This window comes from Nonomuraea sp. B208 (assembly GCF_057536035.1).
On record NZ_BAAJOU010000028.1, the window covers coordinates 609192 to 625259 of the forward strand.

Sequence of the window (16068 nt, forward strand, 5' to 3'; positions counted from 1 at the left end):
GCATGACGATGCCGTGTGTCCGCAGTGGGTCCATCGAGATCACCCGCCACCCCGTCGTGGTGGGCGCCGAGCCCGTGGAGGTGACGTTCGTCGTCGCCTTCGCCGCGCCCGAGGCGTGGGGGCTGCTCGTCCCGCCGGACGGGCCGCCGGTGAAGCTCGACCTGACCGCCGCGCCGCCGCCGTGCGACTGGCGGGCCACGTACGCCTTCCCACCGGACGCGCCGGCCGGCCTCTGGCGGGTGCAGGTCACGGACGACACCGCGTCGGTGGTGAGGGAGTTCCGGGTCGAGCGTGAGGGTACGAAGGCACGCACCCGCTTCGCCTCGTTCGAGCTGCGGCCGCATGAGGCGGAGGCCGGGGAGCCGCTGGTCCTCCGGGGGAGGGTGGAGATCGAGAGCGGCGGCGACTGGGCGCCGCTCGCCGGGCAGATCGTCACCATCGGCTTCCACGGCGCGGACACCTGCGGCCGGCACCTCGTCACCCAGACCCTGACGGGCGACGACGGCACGTTCGGCGCGCTCGCCACGGCCCCGGAGGAGGACGGCGACTGGCGGGCCGAGCTGGACGGCGGCCCGGCGTTCATGGGGTCGCGCAGCCCTACGTTCCTCACGCGCTCGCTCCCCGCGACCGAGATCGTCAAGTACACGATCCGCCCCTATCCGAACGACCGGCTCAAGCACTCCGGCGTCCTGCGCACCAAGAACGGCCGCACCCGGCTCGACGACCTCGCCGTGACCGTGTCCAAGGGCGGCGTCTCGGTCACCGACCACAGCACCGGCAACCCCTCCGGCAGGTTCACGGTCATCACGCCGCGCAGCAACGGGCAGTGGCGGGCGTCCTTCGCCGCCTCCGGCGGTTACGGCTCCTCGCACGCGACCCAGGACTACCCCTGAGTCCCGGGCCGGGCGAAGCCGGTAGGGTGTGGATCATGTCGTCCGGCCCTGAGGCGTCAAGACTCTAGCCACCGGTCATCCGGTGGCGCCCCGCAGCATGCCGTCGTGCCCGCGTCCGCTCTTCGCCGCCCGGGCCGTCAGCAGGCTGCGCCTTCCCCCAGCCACCGGATCGCCGTCGTACGGACCGGAACCCCGTGCCCATCTGCCGGGGTCGTTCTTCGACGTGGCTGTGGAGTCGCAACTCATGCCTTTGGCCCTTTATGTCCTCGCGCTGGCCGTGTTCGCGCAGGGGACCTCGGAATTCATGTTGTCCGGCCTCGTCCCGGACCTCGCCCGCGACCTCGGCGTCTCCGTCTCCGCCGCTGGGGCGCTGACGTCGGCCTTCGCCGCCGGGATGATCGTCGGGGCGCCGCTGATGGCGGTCGCCGGCCTGCGCTGGCCGCGCCGGCGGGCGCTGACCGCGTTCCTGATGGTGTTCGTGCTCGTGCACGTCGTCGGCGCGGTCACCGACGACTTCGGCGTGCTGCTGGTGACGCGGGTCCTGGCCGCGGTCGCCAACGCCGGGTTCCTCGCGGTGGGGCTGGCGGCGGCCGTCGCCATGGTGCCGCAGAACGCCAAGGGACGGGCCACGTCGGTCCTGCTCGGCGGCGTCACGCTGGCCTGCGTTGCGGGGGTGCCGGGAGGGGCGGTGCTCGGGCAGGCGTTCGGCTGGCGCGCGGCCTTCTGGGCGGTGGCCCTCGCCTGCCTCCCGGCCCTGTACGCCGTCCTCCGCAGGATCCCCGCGACCTCGGAAGAGGGCGCGCCGCGGAGTGCCAGGGGGGAGGTGCGGGTGTTGAGGGAGGCGCGCGTGGTCGTGGTGCTCGTCCTGGCCGCGCTCGTGAACGCCGCCACCTTCTGCGTCTTCACCTACCTCGCCCCGCTGGTGACGGAGGTCGCCGGGCTGGCGGCGGGATGGGTGCCGGCGGTCCTGGCGCTGTTCGGGCTCGGCTCGTTCGCGGGGGTGAGCGTCGCGGGCCGGCTGTCGGACACGCGGCCGGCGCCGCTGCTCGCCGGGGGCGGGATCGCGCTGCTCGCCGGGTGGGCGCTGCTCGCCGCCACGGCCGGCAGCCCGGTCGCCGCCGTCCTGCTCGCCTTCGTCCAGGGGGCGCTCGCGTTCGCCGTCGGCTCGGCCCTCATCGCGCGGGCGTTGTACGCGGCGTCCGGCGCGCCGTCGCTCGGCGGCTCGTTCGCCACGGCCGCGCTCAACGTGGGCGCCGCCGTGGGGCCCGCCCTGGGCGGCCTGGCCCTCGCCGCCGGCCTCGGCCACCGTTCGCCCGCGTGGGCCGCCGTCGTCCTGGTGGCGGCGGCCCTGCTCATCGGAATCCTGGCCCGCCGGACCCTCTTCGCGAGCGCACACGACCAGTCATCCGACCTCCGGGCCTAGCGGAAGGCCCCTCGCCCGCACGGCGGGGGGCCGCTTATCATCGCTCTCATGCTTCCCGCCGGTTTACCGCCCGCCGATACACCCGATGACTTGACCCTGTGGTACGACGAGCCCGCCACCGACTGGGAGACCCAGGCCCTGCCCATCGGCAACGGCCCCCTGGGCGCGACGGTGTTCGGCGGCGTGGCCGGCGAGCGGCTCCAGTTCAACGAGAAGACCCTCTGGACCGGCGGCCCCGGCTCTCCCGGCTACGACTTCGGCAACTGGACCAGCCCGCGCCCCGGCGCGATCGCCGAGGTCAGGCGGCAGATCGACCGCGACGGCAGCATGGCGCCCGAGGCGGTGGCCGCCGTGCTGGGCCAGGCCAGGTCCGGCTACGGCGCGTACCAGACGTTCGGGGACCTGTTCCTCGATCTCCCCGGCGCGCCCGCGACGCCGGAGGGCTACCGGCGCGAGCTGAGCCTGCGCGAGGCCGTCGCCCGCGTCGCCTACAGCGCGGGCGGCGTCCGCCACTCGCGCGAGTACTTCGCCAGCAACCCCGGCGGCGTCATCGTCGGCCGCCTGTCCGCCGACCGGCCCGGCACGGTCTCCTTCACGCTGCGCCACACCTCGCCGCACGAGGACAAGACGGTCACCGCCGCCGGCGGCCGGCTCACCGTCCGGGGCCGGCTGAGCGACAACGGGATGGTCTTCGAGGCGCAGGTGCAGGTGATCGCGCAGGGCGGCACCCGTACGGACGCGGGGGACCGGATCACCGTCACCGGCGCCGACAGCGCCGTGCTCGTGCTGTCGGCCGGCACCGACTACGCCGACACCTACCCGGCCTACCGGGGCGAGGATCCGCATGCGAGGGTCACCGCCGCCGTGGACGCCGCCGCGGCCACGCCCTACGACGAGCTCAGGCGGGCGCACGTCGCCGACCACCGCGAGCTTTTCGACCGGGTGGCGCTCGACCTCGGCGGCGCCGCCCCGGCCGGGGTCCCCACGGACCGGCTGCGCGCGAGCTACACCGGCGGCGCCTCGGCCGCCGACCGCGCGCTGGAGTCGCTGTTCTTCGCCTACGGCCGCTACCTGCTCATCGCCTCCTCCCGGGAGAACGACCTGCTCCCGGCCAACCTCCAGGGCGTCTGGAACACCTCCACGGCACCGCCCTGGTCGGCCGACTACCACGTCAACATCAACCTGCAGATGAACTACTGGCTCGCCGAGCAGACCAACCTGCACGAGACCGCGAAGCCGTACATCCGCTACGTCGCGGCCCTGGTCGAGCCGGGCCGCAGGACCGCGAGGGACATGTACGGCGCCCGCGGCTGGGTCGTGGGCGACGAGACCACCCCGTTCGGCTTCACCGGCGTGCACGACTGGCCCACCGCCTTCTGGTTCCCCGAGGCCGCCGCCTGGCTCACCCAGCACCTGTACGACACCTACCGCTTCACCGGCGACGAGACGTACCTGCGCGAGACCGCGTACCCGGTGCTCAAGGGCGCGGCGGAGTTCTGGCTGGACTTCCTGCACACCGACCCGCGCGACGGCACGCTTGTCGTCAGCCCCAGCTACTCGCCCGAGCACGGCGACTTCTCGGCGGGCGCGGCGATGTCGCAGCAGATCGTCAGGGAGGTGCTGGCCAACGCCGTGGCCGCGGCGCGGACGCTCGGCGTGGACGCCGACCTCCAGGCCGAGGCGGGCGCGGCGCTGGCCCGGCTGGACCACGGCCTGCGCGTCGGCTCGTGGGGCCAGCTCCAGGAGTGGAAGAGCGACCGGGACGCGCGGGACGACACCCACCGGCACGTCTCCCACCTGTACGCCCTCCACCCCGGCGACCGGATCCGGCCCGGCACGCCGGAGGCGGAGGCGGCCAAGGTGTCGCTGGCCGCGCGCGGCGACGGCGGCACCGGCTGGTCCAAGGCCTGGAAGATCAACTTCTGGGCGCGGCTGCTGGACGGCGACCACGCCCACAGGATGCTCGCCGAGCAGCTCAAGGGCAGCACCCTGGACAACCTGTGGGACACCCACCCGCCGTTCCAGATCGACGGCAACTTCGGCGCCGCCTCCGGCATCGCCGAGATGCTGGTGCAGAGCCATCACGACGTGGTCCACGTGCTGCCCGCCCTGCCCTCGGCCTGGAAGGACGGCTCGGTACGCGGCCTGCGCGCCCGGGGCGACGTCACCGTGGACGTCGTCTGGCGGAACGGCGCCGCCGGCTCCGTGACCGTACGCAAGGGGAGGACCGGCCCGATCACGGTCCGCTCCTCCTTCGTCGCCGGCGGCTGCCGCGTCCACGACGAGCGGGGCCACGAGGCCGGCGCGCGCCGCGACGGCGACACGCTGACCTGGACCGCCCGCGCCGGCACGGCCTACACGATCACGTCGTCCAGGAACGCGCCGACGATCTCGTTGTAGACGCCGGGGCGTTCCAGGTTGGGATAGTGCGCGGCGCCCTCGACCGTGGCCTCCCGGCCGTCGGGGACCTCGGCGGCCAGGCGCGCGGCCATCGCGAGGTGGTCGGGGGAGTCGAGCGCGCCGTGCACGGCGAGGACCGGGACGCCGATCTCGGGAAGGCGCTCCCAGGTGTCCCGGACCGGGACGAGGTGCACCGGCTCGCCCGGGGCGTGCTTGCTCATGGTGGTCCTGGCCATGGCGCGCAGCCGGGCCGTGACCCGCGGATCGAGGTCCGCCTCCGCGCGGTGCGGGCCCGCCGCGAAGGCCATGAACCCGTCGATCGAGCCCTCCAGGTCGCCGGCCGCCATCGCCGCGTGCCAGGAGGACATGGCCCGGACGGTCCAGGGGTCGGTGAAGTACGGCTCGGAGGTGCCGGCGCCGCTGACCACCACGGCCCGGACCAGGTCCGGGTGCTCCAGGGCGGCGTCCACGGCGACGCTCGCCCCCATCGAGACGCCGGCCAGGACCGCGGGACCGGTGTCCAAGTGGCGCAGCAGCCCGGCGAGGTCGTCGGCGAGCCGGTACGGGCCCGTGGCGCCGGCCGAGCGGCCGTGACCGCGGGCGTCGGCCGCGATCACCCGGTGCCGCCCGGCGAAGTACGGGATCTGGCCGGCCCACATGCCGTGGTCGAGGAAGCCGCCGTGCAGCAGGACGAGCGGCGGGACCGAGCCTCCGGTGTCGAGCCAGAAGAGGTCGTTCATGACAACCAAGGTGTCATTTTCTCGCCAGGATGACAACCTAGGTGTCATGATGGAGTGGTGACCGGAACAGATCCCGTACGGCCCACCGACCGGCTGACCGAGGTCTTCGACCTGGTCGGGCCGCTGTACCGGCGGGCCCAGCGCAAGGTCGAGCAGGACGCGCCCATCGAGGGCCTGTCGGTCGGTGTCCGCGCCGTGCTCCACCTGCTGCGCGAGCACGGCCCCATGACCGTGCCGCAGATGGGGCGGGAGCAGGCGCTGAGCCGGCAGTTCGTGCAGCGCACGGCCAACGACGCGGCGGCGCGCGGCCTGGTGGCGTTCGTCCCCAACCCGGCGCACCGGAAGTCGTCCCTCGTCCGGCTCACCGAGGAGGGGCGGGCCGCCATCGACGCCGTCCTCGCCCGGGAACGGGCGGTGCTCGGCCGGATCGGCGGCGACCTGTCCGACGCCGACATCGCGGCCTGCCTCCGCGTGCTCTCCCGCCTGCTCCGCCTCCTCGACGACGTGGACGTGGACTGAGCGGCGCGGGGTTTCCCGTCGCGCTGCCGGGAAAGAGGAAGTGCTCGCTGAGAACGACAGCCCAGCACGACCAGGGAGGCACATATGAGCACCGAGGACAAGATCTCGAACAAGGCCCAGGAGCTCAAGGGCCGGGCCAAGGAGAACCTGGGGGACGCCACCGGCGACGAGGAGCTGCGCGCCGAGGGCCGTGCCGACCAGACCGAGGGCGGCCTCAAGCAGGCGGGCGAGAAGGTCAAGGACGCCGGCAAGAAGGTCAAGGACGCGTTCAAGAAGTAGTGACGCCCGTCGGGGCGGGCCCGCTGTGACGGGCCCGCCCCGTCCGCTGCCCGGGGGGCATAGGCGAGCGCGCCCGGATGGGCGATAGTGCCCGTAGCGGGGTACGGCGACGCGTGCTGGCGGTGGGCGATGGAAGGCGGCAACGACTCGGGTGCAATCCGCATCGGCCGTACGGTCAGGCGGCCCGTACGGGCGTGGACGGCCTCCGTCCACGAGCTGCTGCGGCACCTGGAGACCAAGGAGTTCGAGGGCGCGCCGCGCGTGCTCGGCGTCGACGCCGACGGCAGGGAGATCCTCACCTACCTGGAGGGCGACACGATCGGCGGGCGCCGCGTCTGGCCGGAGTGGACCCGGGCCGAGGACACCCTGCGCCAGGTGGCCCGCTGGCTGCGCGCCTACCACGAGGCCGTGGCCGACTTCGCGCCGTCGCCGGACGCGCGCTGGCGCACCGGCGGACGCTGGGCGCCCGGCCTGATCATCGCGCACAACGACGCGAGCCCGTTCAACGCCGCCTGGCACGACGGCCGGCTGGCCGGCTTCTTCGACTGGGACTTCGCCGGTCCCGTCACCCGCGACTCCGACGTGGCCTGGGTCGCGCTGGCCTGGGTGCCGCTGCACGCCCGGCGCGTCGCCGCCACCGAGGGCTTCGCCGACTTCGCCGCGCGGCCCGCCCGGCTGCGGCTGTTCCTGGACGCGTACGGATGGGCGGGCGACCTGGCGGCGGTCATCGCCGACATCCGCGGCCGCCTGGCCGAGCGGGCGGCGCGCATCCGCCGCCTCGGCGCGGCCGGCGAGCCGCTGCACGCCCGGCTGCTGTGCCAGGGCGTCGCCGACGACCTCGACCAGGCCGTCGCCGAGCTGGAGGGGTTCCCGCTCAGCGGGGGACGACAGGAAGGGTGAGGTAGGAGTCGGGGAACACCCGCTGGCGCTGCACCACCAGGTCGCCGTCCCCGGCCTCGGCCGCGGGCCGCCCGGTGCCCGGGTTGCGGTCGAAGCGCGGGAAGTTCGAGCTGGAGATCTCCACCCGGATCCGGTGCCCGGTTTTGAAGACCTGGCTGGTCGCCACCAGATCGATCAGGTACGTCCCCGACGAGGTCGAGGTGCGCGTGATGCCGTCGATGACGCTCATCGCCCGCCCGTCCGGATACACGTCCACCAGCTTCGCCGTCCAGTCGGTGGACGCCGCCGAGGTCGCGGCGCGCAGGGTCACCGTCACCGGCCCGGTCACCTCGACGTCGGCCGCCAGCTCCTCGCTCGTGTAGCAGAGCACGTCGGGCCGGCGCTCCACGTCCCGCTGGTCCTGCGGGCCGACGTTGGTGGGGTCGGCCAGCAGCAGCGGCCCGCCGGTCGTCGGCACCGGGTCGCGCGGGTCGAAGACGAACGTGCGCGGCTCGCCCGACGCGGGGGGAGCGGGCGACAGCAGGCCGTCGGGGTGCAGGTGGTAGCGGGTCTCGACGGCGCGGGCCAGCGGCCAGGACTCCTCCTCCCGCCACACGTCGTCGCCCATGACGAAGATCTGCACGGCCGGCCCGGTGTCCTCGCCCTTGAGGAAGGCGAGCTGGCGCTGTTCGAGCCGGATGGTCCCGGCCTGCGCCCCGAACCCGAAGTCCAGCCGCCCGGCGCCCGACGCGCCCGGCGCGAGGTGCGTCCACGGCCCGATGACCAGCGGCCCGCCGAGGCGGCGGTGGTTCTCCAGCGTCCCGGCCAGGAACAGGTCGAACCAGCCCGCCACGTGCATGACCGGCACCTCGATCCGGTCGTGCCGCAGGGTCTCGGCCAGCTCCTCCCAGTACGCGTCCCGCTCCGGATGCCCCGTCCAGTCCCGCCACCACGGGATGCCCGGGATGTCGCGCACCGGCAGCGTGCGCGCCGCCGCCCCCAGGTCACCCAGCACCGGGAGCAGCGCGCCGAACGCGGGGCCCGCGTCCTCGCCCGCCTCCATCGCATGGAGCAGCCCGAGCATCGCCTGCAGCGCCCCCCAGTTCAGCGCCGAGCCGAGCGCGAACGCGCCGCCGTGGTACTTCAGCCCGTCGTGGAAGTCGTGCGGCGTCATCTGCGCGACGACCGCCTTCAGCCCCGGCGGCCGGGTGGCGGCGGCCTGGAGCGCGCAGCCCGCCAGGTAGGACATCCCGCTCATCACCACCTCGCCGTTCGACCACGGCTGCCCGGTGATCCAGGCGATCGTGTCGTGGCCGTCGGCGCCCTCGTCCCGCCACGGCCGGAACTCGCCGTCGCTGCTGCCCCGCCCCCGGCAGTGCTGCAGCACCACCGCGAAGCCCGCCTGGAGCGCCGGGATCACCGGCGCCGACCGGAACGTCTGCTCCCCGTACGGCGTGCGCACCAGCAGCGCCGGGAACGGCCCGCCCTCGGCGGGACGGTGGACGGAGCCGCGCAGGACGGTCCCGTCGCGCATCGGCATGGGCGCGTCGTGCTCGACGGCGACGGACAGCGGGGGGCGGTCGAGCTTCGGCATGGCGGCTCCCGGGAGGACGGTCAGGTGAGGACGTAGGCGTCGTAACGGACGGCGGACGCCGCACGGGCCGCGGAGGCCACGGCCAGCGTCCTGTTGAGCCAGTGATACCGCTCGTCGCCCGTCTCGAAGCGGCAGAACAGCCGGAAGTAGTAGTCCGCGGGATCGACGTCCTCGCCGCGCGCCAGCCGGTCGAGCACCTCGGGCGGGCCGTGCCGGACGCCGCTGGTGGTGATGTAGAGGTGCGCGCCGTCGTGGGTGCGCAGCGTGTAGCGGGTGTCGATGCTGATCGTGCCGTCGGCGTGCACGACCTGCCAGTCCGCGCCGCCGGGCAGCACCCGCCCGGACAGACGGGGCCCGTCGAACGAGCCGCCCGCGATGGCGACCACCCGGCGGTTGCCCCAGTGCGTCGCGCCCAGGTCGAGCATCGGGTCGAGCTCCACGTGGAAGCGGGCGAGCGGTTCGAGGTTCACCGGGTCACGCTCCAGGAGGGACGCTCGTCGAGAGCGCGCGGGTCGAAGCCGGCGGTGCGCTTGTAGGAGGCGGCGATCTCGGCCAGCTCGGCGTGCGGGATGACCCGCTCGACGTCGTCGAAGCCGCCGGGCGCGCGCTCGTGGGCGAGCTTCATGACGATCTCGGGGCCCATCCGCCGGTTGGACAGTTGCAGGGCGGTGGTGGCGGGGCGGCGCTCCGCCTCGTACCCGGCGAGGTCGCCCCTGGCCAGGCAGTACGCCAGCACGCGGGCGTCGATGATCGCCTGCGAGGCGCCGTTGGAGCCGATCGGGTACATCGCGTGCGCCGCGTCGCCGAGCAGCGTGACCCTGCCGGAGGTCCAGCGGGGGAGGGGGTCGCGGTCCACCATCGGGTACTCGTAGGCCGCCTCGGCCCCGGCGATGATGCCCGGCACGTCCAGCCAGTCGAAGCGCCAGTCCGCGAAGTGCCGGCCGATCTCGGCGAGGTCGGCGGGACGGTTCCAGTTGCCGCGCTCGGGCGGCTCGCCGTCGAGGGGGCGTTCGGCGATCCAGTTGACGAGCGTGCGCCCGCCGGTCTCGATGGGGTAGGCGACGAACTTGGCGGTGCCGTCCCCGGCCATGATCATGGATCGGCCGGTGCGGAACGGCTCGCCGTACGTCACGCCGCGCCACAGGACCAGGCCGTTCCACGGCGGCGGGCCCTCGTCCGGGTAGAGGTGGGCGCGCACGGCCGAGTTGATCCCGTCGGCGCCGACGAGGAGGTCCTCCTCGCCGGGGCCGGTGATCCGGCTGCCGGTGCGTACGGCGTCCGGGCCCAGGCGTTCGACGACCGCCTCCAGCAGCAGCCGCTGCAGCCGGCCGCGGTGCACCGAGTACTGCGGCCAGGAGTAGCCGGCCGCGACGCCCCGGGGCTCGGACCAGATGAGGGTGCCGTGCCGGTTGAAGTAGGCCAGCTCGGCGGTGGCGACGCCGATGGCGGCGAGACGGTCGGCGAGGCCCAGCTCGGTCAGCTCGCGCACGGCGTGGGGGAGCAGGTTGATGCCGACGCCCAGGGGCCGGATCTCGCGGGCGGCCTCGTGCACCGTCACGTCCGCGAACCCGGCCGCGTGCAGGCTGAGCGCGGCGGCGAGCCCGCCGATGCCGGCTCCGGCGATGACGATGCGCACAGGCCCTCCTCGTGGATTGTTATGGCCGAAACAATATGTCGGAGTGGTCCGCGCCTGCGCAAGACTTGACCGGTGAGCGACACAGGGGCCGGAGACCCCGGCAGGCAGGCCACGGACGCGCCAGCGGACATGCGCGCCACGGACGCGCCAGCGGACATGCGCGCCACGGACGCGCCAGCGGAACCGCCCGGCGCGGACGCGCTGGACCTGCGCGCCGCGGACGCGCCGCCGGATCTGCGTTACGCCGCCTACGCGCGCGAGCGTCTGGCCGCCATGCCGCCGCCCGCCGACGCCGAGGCGTTCGCGCTGGCCTACCACCTGCTCCAGCTCGCCTACCTGCTGGTCACCGACCTGGAGACGCGCATCCACCGCCCGCGCGGCTGGACGCTGCCCGGCTTCCGGCTGATGTTCAAGCTCTGGCTGCTCGGCCCCACGCAGCCGGTCCGGCTCGCGGAGATCTCCGCGATGTCCCGCTCGGCGGTCACCAACGCGGTCAACACCCTCGTACGCGCCGGCCTGACCGAACGCCGCCCCGTGCCGGGCGACGCCCGCGCGGTCGTCGTCGCGCTGACCCCGGCGGGCGAGACGGCGGTGCGGGAGGCGTTCGCCGAGCAGACCGGCAGGGAACGCGAGTGGTTCGCGGCGCTCGGGCCCGCCGAGCGCGAGCAACTGACCGGGCTGCTCGTCCGCATCCTGCGGGCCAGGCCGCCCCTCACCACGGAAGGACCCGGACGATGAGCGCGGCGGACGCCCTGGTGGCCGAAGGCCCCTTCTTCGACGAGCTGGAGCCGGGACAGATCTTCGACGGCGCCCCTGGACTCACGCTCACCGCCGGCCACGCCGCCGCCCACCAGGCGATCTGCGGCGACCGGCTGCGGCTGCCGCTCGACGCCCACCTGTGCCGCGAGGTCACCGGCGGGCCGCCCCTGGCCCATCCGGCGCTCGTGTGGGACGTCGCGATCGGCCAGTCCACGCTGGTCACCCACCACGTCAAGGCCAACCTGTTCTACCGGGGGCTGGTCTTCCGCCGCTTCCCGGTGCTCGGCGACACGCTGCGCACCCGTACGGAGGTCGTCGCGCTGCGCCAGAACCGGCCCCGCCCCGGCCGCCGCCCGACGGGCCTCGCGGCGCTGCGGATCACCACCGAGGACCAGGACGGCCGCCCCGTGCTCGACTTCTGGCGCTGCGCGATGCTGCCGCTGCGCGACCAGGAGGCGGACACCGGCCACGACGCCGACCTCGACCGGATCGGCGACCCGATCGAGGACGACGGGGGTCTCGCGGCGGCGGTGGCCGGCTGGCGGCTCGACCGGTACGCCGCCCTGGTGCCCGGCCCGCACCTCGACGGCCTGCGCGCGGGCGAGCGGCGGCGGGTCAGCGGCGGCGACGTGGTGTCGGCCGCCCCCGAGCTGGCCCGCCTCACCCTCAACATCGCCCAGGCGCACCACGACGGCCGCGGCGGCCCGCGACTGGTCTACGGCGGGCACACGATCGGGCTCGCGCTCTCCCAGGCCGTCCGCGCGCTGCCCAACCTGGTCACCGTGGCCGGCTGGCACGGCTGCGACCACCTCGGGCCGGTCCACGAGGGCGACACGCTGACCAGCGAGGTGATCGTCGAGCGGTGCGAGCCGCTGCCCGGCGGTGGCGGCCTCGCGCACCTGCGCTCGCTCGTCGCCGCGACCGGGCCGGACGGCGTGCCCCGTGACGTGCTGGACTGGCGGTTCGCCGCCGTGCTCGCCTGAGGGCGGGGCTTGGGGCTCCCTCCCGGCGGGAAGGGGTGCGGCATGGACGTGCTGAGCAGCCGGTTGCTGCTGCGCCCCCGGGACCCCGCGCGCAGCCGCCGCTTCTACGCCGAGACCCTGGGCCTGGCCGTCTACCGCGAGTTCGGCCCGCCCGAGCACCCCGGCACGGTGTTCTTCCTCGGGCAGGGCTTCCTGGAGCTGTCCGGCCGGTCGGACGAGGGTGAGGTCGGCGGCGTGTCGCTCTGGCTGCAGGTGCGCGACGTGGCCGCCGAGGAGGCCCGCCTGCGTCAGGCCGGCGTGGAGGTGCTGCGCGAGGCCCGCCGCGAGCCGTGGGGGCTGGTCGAGCTGTGGATCGCCGACCCCGACGGCCACCGTCTCGTCCTGGTGGAGGTGCCGCCCGACCACCCGCTGCGCCGCGACCACCGCTGAACGACGGCCCCCGTCAGCGCAGCGCGTACCGGATGGGCAGGCTCTTCAGCCCGCCCACGAACGTCGTCGCCAGCCAGGCCGGCTCGCCGTCCAGCCCGACCTCCGCCAGCCGGGGGACGAGCTCGGCGAACAGCGCCTGGATCTCCATCCGCGCCAGCCCCGCCCCCAGGCAGTAGTGCACCCCCGCCCCGAACGCCAGATGCCGGTTCGGCGTCCGGCCCACGTCGAAGCGGAACGGGCCGTCGAACACCTCCTCGTCCCTGTTCGCCGACGGGTACGACAGCAGCACCGACTCACCGGCCCTGATCGGCGTCCCCCGCACGACGGTGTCGGCCGCCGCCGTCCGCATGAACGCCTTCACCGGGCTCACCCAGCGGATCATCTCCTCGGCGGCCGGGGCCAGCAGCCCGGGGTCCTCCCGCAGCCGCCGCAGCTCGCCCGGATGCCGGACGAGTGCCTCCAGCCCGCCCGCGATGGTGGAGGTGGTCGTGTCGTGCCCGGCCGTGGCGATGATGACGTAGTACGAGGCCGCGTCGGCGTCGCTCAGCGGCCGGCCGTCCACCCGGGCGTTGGCGATGGCCGAGGCCAGGTCGCCGGTCGGGCGGGCGCGGCGGGCCGCGGTCAGCTCGCGGAAGTAGCCGAGCAGGTCCGCCAGCACCGACGTGTGGGCCGCCGCCCCCTCGCCGCGCCGCCGGCTGTCGTCGTCCTGGCCGAACAGGTCCTGCGTCAGCCGCAGCATCAGCGGGAAGTCCGACTCCGGCAGCCCGAGCAGCGACAGGATGACGCGCAGCGGGTAGTGCGCGGCGACCTCCCGTACGAAGTCGCACCGGCCGCCGTGCTCGGCCAGCAGGTCCACGTACCGTCTGGCCAGCTCCCGCACCCGCGCCCGGAGCTCGCGCATCGCCTTCGGGCTGAACCAGTCCGCGCCGATCGCGCGCAGCGCCCGGTGCTCGGGGTCGTCGGTGTGGACGAGCGTCTTCAGCCCGTCGCCGCGCGCCCGCTGCGCCTCCAGGACGGCGTCCACCTCCGCGCGGCGCAGCACCGGCCGCGGCGCGCTCAGCCACAGCGCGTTGTCCCGCTCGATCTCCAGGACGTCGGCGTGCCGCGTCACGGCCCAGAAGGGCCGGTAGCCGTCGGCCTCCACCCGCCGCACGGGCGACTCGCGGCGCAGCAGCGCCAGGGCTTCGTGCAGGCGTGCCTCGTCGGTGTACGCGGCCGGCGTGGCGAGGCAGCGCCCCGCCTCCTCCGCGGACGTCAGGGTCGTGGCCACGGGTCAGCCTCCCGGCGGCAGGCGGGTGCAGGGGCGTCGAAGGGCATTCCCCTCCCGCTCCGCCCCCATGCGGCCGGGGTCAGGGGCCGGTGGCGGCGGGGCGGAGCAGCAGGACGGCGCAGTCGTCGATGCGCTGCTCCTGCGCCCCCGGATCGATGAGCGAGTCCGCCAGGGCCGGCAGCGGCCCGTCCTCGGTGGGGTTGAAGCGTTCGGCCAGGTGGCGGATGGCGTCGCCGAGGTCCAGGCCCGGCTGCTCGATGAGGCCGTCGGTGTAGAGGACCAGCACGCTGCCGGGCGGCAGGCCGACGTCGAGGACGGCGTACTCGGCCTCCGGGTCGATGCCCAGCAGCAGGCCCGGGGTGCTGTCGACGACCCGCGTGGGCGCGCCGGGCCGGCCGAGCAGCGGCGGCAGGTGACCGGCGCTCGCCAGGCAGGCGGTGTGCCGCTCCAGGTCGATGCTCACGTACAGGCAGCTCGTGAAGCGGTCGGGGGCCAGCTCGATGAGCAGCCGGTTGGTGTGCGCCAGCACCTCGCCGGGGGAGGCGCCGGCGGTGGCGTGCGCGCGGACGGCGGTGCGCACCTGCCCCATGAGGGCGGCGGCGGTCACGTCGTGGCCCTGGACGTCGCCGATGACGGCCGCGGCCTGGGTGTCGCTGAGCCGGATCAGGTCGTAGAAGTCGCCGCCGATGTCCATGCCGGGGGTGGCGGGGACGTACCGGGCGGCGAGGTCGAGCCCGGGGATCTCCGGCAGCGTACGCGGCAGCAGGCTCGACTGCAGGCACTGGGCGAGCTGGTGCTTGACGTCGTAGAGCCGGGCCCGTTCGAACGCCTGCGCGATCAGTCCCGCCAGCGCGGTCAGCGTGGCCCGCTCGTCGGAGTCGAAGCGGTGCGGCCGGTCGTAGGCGAGGACGCAGGTGCCGATGGGCCGCCCCGAGGTCACCAGCGGCAGGAACGCCCACGCCTTCATGTCGTCGGAGGCGACGGCGTCCGGGTACGTCTCCCGCAGCTCGTCCCAGCTCTCGAAGAAGGCCGGCCGGGTGGCGTCGTACGGCCGCCATCCGGGCGGCGGCGGGATCTCCGGCTGCCCGTCCAGCTCGGCGACGGCCTGCCGGGTGTAGCCGCGCGAGGCGGCCACCCGCATCCGCCCGCCCTTGGCGGTGAGGATGGCCAGCGCCTGCACGTCGTAGACGGGCATGACGTGGTCGGCGACCAGGTCGACCACCTCCTGCGCGGTGACGGCCCGCGCGAGCGTCGTCGCGAGGTGCAGCATCTCGTGCAGGGCGATGATGCGGGTCGGCTGCCCGATCTCGTGCGGCGGCGGCCGCTCCGCGGGGTCGTGGTCCTGCCCGCCGGGCGTGATGCGCAGGGTGACGCCGGTCAGGCCGGGGAAGAGCCGGAAGGTGACCAGCCGCCCCGACGGGTGGCGGGCGGTGAACGCGGTGACCCGGCCGCTGACCACGGCAGACCGGTAGAGGTCCTCGTAGAGCGGGTCGTCGAGCCAGGGCAGCGCCTCGCCGAGGCGTTCGCCCTGGAGCTGGGAGGTGTAGACGGACAGCATCTCGGCGGCCGGCGCGGTGATGAGCGAGATGCGGCCCTCGACGTCGATCGAGCAGTAGCCCTCCGGCAGCCGGTTGAACGCCTGGAGCGCGATGAGCTGGGAGGCGGTGTCGGCGGCGCGGGCGGGGCCCGGGTTGAGTATGCGCGGGCGCGGCCCCGGCGTGATCGGCTCGCCCCGGTCGGCCTCCCGCTGGAGCAGGCGGGCGAGGGCGGCGGAGCTCGTGTCGATCACCTCGCGCTGCTCCCGTGACAGCGTGTGCGAGTATCCCGCGGGCCAGACCAGCAGCAGCGCGCCCCAGACGCGCCCGCCGCCGCGGATGGGGGAGACGGCGGCCGCGAAGTGGTAGGGCAGCGAGAGCGCCGCCGAGGGGAACTGCCGCGCGAGCTCCTCCCGCCCGGAGACCCAGACCAGGCGGTCCTCGCGTACGGCCCTGGAGACCAGAATGGGATCGCCGACCCGGAGCCTGGCCCAGGACATGGCGATCGGCTCGGGCATCCCGAGCTGGACGTCCATCAGCAGCACCCGGCCGTCGTCGGCCAGGAGGTAGACGGTGCCGATGTGCGCCCCCGCGCCGGTGATGGCCTGGATCAGCAGGTCGTCCAGGCCGGCCCGGCCCGAGCGGGGCGCGGCGTGCTCCCGCACCGGCTCAGCCGTCCGCTTCTCCACTCACGCATGGTGAGCAATAAAGCAGCGAAAAACCCCCCAT

Annotated in this window: 15 protein-coding genes; 9 read left to right on the plus strand and 6 right to left on the minus strand. The window is 74.6% G+C overall.

Annotation, left to right across the window (positions count from 1 at the left end):
- Positions 1-2 precede the first annotated feature (2 nt).
- The 3 genes from AC27IY_RS39110 (at position 3) to AC27IY_RS39120 (ending at position 4716) form a co-directional block, all read left to right on the plus strand.
- Positions 3-893: a hypothetical protein gene (locus AC27IY_RS39110; protein ID WP_487181083.1), complete on the plus strand. Its 891-nt coding sequence runs from the start codon at positions 3-5 to the stop codon at positions 891-893.
- 244 nt (positions 894-1137) lie between these two features.
- A complete protein-coding gene (locus AC27IY_RS39115; RefSeq protein WP_487181084.1) occupies positions 1138-2316 on the plus strand; it encodes a Cmx/CmrA family chloramphenicol efflux MFS transporter in 1179 nt (392 codons plus the stop codon).
- Positions 2317-2406: 90 nt separating this feature from the next.
- Entirely contained in the window at positions 2407-4716 is a 2310-nt protein-coding gene (locus tag AC27IY_RS39120; RefSeq protein ID WP_487181085.1) for a glycoside hydrolase family 95 protein, read from the plus strand.
- Here the strand turns inward: AC27IY_RS39120 and AC27IY_RS39125 are convergent.
- The gene (locus AC27IY_RS39125) at positions 4671-5456 is read right to left on the minus strand and encodes an alpha/beta fold hydrolase (protein WP_487181086.1); all 786 of its coding nucleotides are present in this window, start codon (positions 5454-5456) and stop codon (positions 4671-4673) included. The genes AC27IY_RS39120 and AC27IY_RS39125 overlap by 46 nt on opposite strands.
- Positions 5457-5513: 57 nt before the next feature.
- Between AC27IY_RS39125 and AC27IY_RS39130 the strand changes: the two genes are divergently transcribed.
- The 3 genes from AC27IY_RS39130 (at position 5514) to AC27IY_RS39140 (ending at position 7154) form a co-directional block, all read left to right on the plus strand.
- The gene (locus AC27IY_RS39130; RefSeq protein ID WP_423450572.1) at positions 5514-5975 is read left to right on the plus strand and encodes a MarR family winged helix-turn-helix transcriptional regulator; all 462 of its coding nucleotides are present in this window, start codon (positions 5514-5516) and stop codon (positions 5973-5975) included.
- Positions 5976-6059: 84 nt separating this feature from the next.
- Positions 6060-6254 (plus strand): CsbD family protein, encoded by a 195-nt coding sequence (locus AC27IY_RS39135; protein ID WP_344218328.1) that lies wholly within the window; start codon positions 6060-6062, stop codon positions 6252-6254.
- Between the two features lie 87 nt (positions 6255-6341).
- Positions 6342-7154, plus strand: a complete 813-nt coding sequence (locus tag AC27IY_RS39140; protein WP_449945683.1) for a phosphotransferase — start codon at positions 6342-6344, stop codon at positions 7152-7154.
- Here AC27IY_RS39140 and AC27IY_RS39145 read toward each other — a convergent pair.
- The 3 genes from AC27IY_RS39145 to AC27IY_RS39155 are packed head-to-tail and all read right to left on the minus strand — an operon-like array spanning position 7129 to position 10363.
- Positions 7129-8727 (minus strand): CocE/NonD family hydrolase, encoded by a 1599-nt coding sequence (locus tag AC27IY_RS39145; RefSeq protein ID WP_487181087.1) that lies wholly within the window; start codon positions 8725-8727, stop codon positions 7129-7131. The genes AC27IY_RS39140 and AC27IY_RS39145 overlap by 26 nt on opposite strands.
- 20 nt (positions 8728-8747) lie before the next feature.
- A complete protein-coding gene (locus tag AC27IY_RS39150; RefSeq protein WP_344218322.1) occupies positions 8748-9197 on the minus strand; it encodes a DUF3237 domain-containing protein in 450 nt (149 codons plus the stop codon).
- Positions 9194-10363 (minus strand): flavin-dependent oxidoreductase, encoded by a 1170-nt coding sequence (locus AC27IY_RS39155; protein ID WP_487181088.1) that lies wholly within the window; start codon positions 10361-10363, stop codon positions 9194-9196. The genes AC27IY_RS39150 and AC27IY_RS39155 overlap by 4 nt, the downstream gene beginning before the upstream one ends.
- 72 nt (positions 10364-10435) lie before the next feature.
- Here AC27IY_RS39155 and AC27IY_RS39160 point away from each other — a divergent pair, with 72 nt between their 5' ends.
- From AC27IY_RS39160 to AC27IY_RS39170, 3 genes are read left to right on the plus strand one after another with little or no spacing between them, the layout of a single operon-like run.
- A complete protein-coding gene (locus AC27IY_RS39160; RefSeq protein ID WP_487181089.1) occupies positions 10436-11101 on the plus strand; it encodes a MarR family winged helix-turn-helix transcriptional regulator in 666 nt (221 codons plus the stop codon).
- Entirely contained in the window at positions 11098-12105 is a 1008-nt protein-coding gene (locus AC27IY_RS39165) for a MaoC family dehydratase (protein WP_487181090.1), read from the plus strand. Before AC27IY_RS39160 ends, AC27IY_RS39165 begins: the two co-directional genes overlap by 4 nt.
- Before the next feature lie 42 nt (positions 12106-12147).
- Positions 12148-12534, plus strand: coding sequence for a VOC family protein (locus tag AC27IY_RS39170; RefSeq protein WP_423450565.1), 387 nt, complete (start codon positions 12148-12150; stop codon positions 12532-12534).
- Positions 12535-12547: 13 nt separating this feature from the next.
- Here AC27IY_RS39170 and AC27IY_RS39175 read toward each other — a convergent pair whose 3' ends face one another.
- Positions 12548-13804, minus strand: coding sequence for a cytochrome P450 (locus AC27IY_RS39175; protein WP_487181091.1), 1257 nt, complete (start codon positions 13802-13804; stop codon positions 12548-12550).
- A 79-nt stretch (positions 13805-13883) separates the two neighbouring features.
- Complete coding sequence (locus AC27IY_RS39180; protein ID WP_487181092.1) at positions 13884-16028, minus strand: GAF domain-containing SpoIIE family protein phosphatase; 2145 nt, start codon at positions 16026-16028, stop codon at positions 13884-13886.
- Between the last annotated feature and the right edge of the window lie 40 nt (positions 16029-16068).

Excerpts from the sequence above, each read along its gene's own strand:
- AC27IY_RS39110 (WP_487181083.1), top strand. The coding sequence starts at position 3 with ATGACGATGCCGTGTGTCCGCAGTGGGTCCATCGAGATCACCCGCCAC.
- AC27IY_RS39170 (WP_423450565.1), top strand. The coding sequence starts at position 12,148 with ATGGACGTGCTGAGCAGCCGGTTGCTGCTGCGCCCCCGGGACCCCGCG.
- AC27IY_RS39125 (WP_487181086.1), bottom strand. The coding sequence starts at position 5,456 with ATGAACGACCTCTTCTGGCTCGACACCGGAGGCTCGGTCCCGCCGCTC.
- AC27IY_RS39145 (WP_487181087.1), bottom strand. The coding sequence starts at position 8,727 with ATGCCGAAGCTCGACCGCCCCCCGCTGTCCGTCGCCGTCGAGCACGAC.
- AC27IY_RS39115 (WP_487181084.1), top strand. The coding sequence starts at position 1,138 with ATGCCTTTGGCCCTTTATGTCCTCGCGCTGGCCGTGTTCGCGCAGGGG.
- AC27IY_RS39135 (WP_344218328.1), top strand. The coding sequence starts at position 6,060 with ATGAGCACCGAGGACAAGATCTCGAACAAGGCCCAGGAGCTCAAGGGC.
- AC27IY_RS39165 (WP_487181090.1), top strand. The coding sequence starts at position 11,098 with ATGAGCGCGGCGGACGCCCTGGTGGCCGAAGGCCCCTTCTTCGACGAG.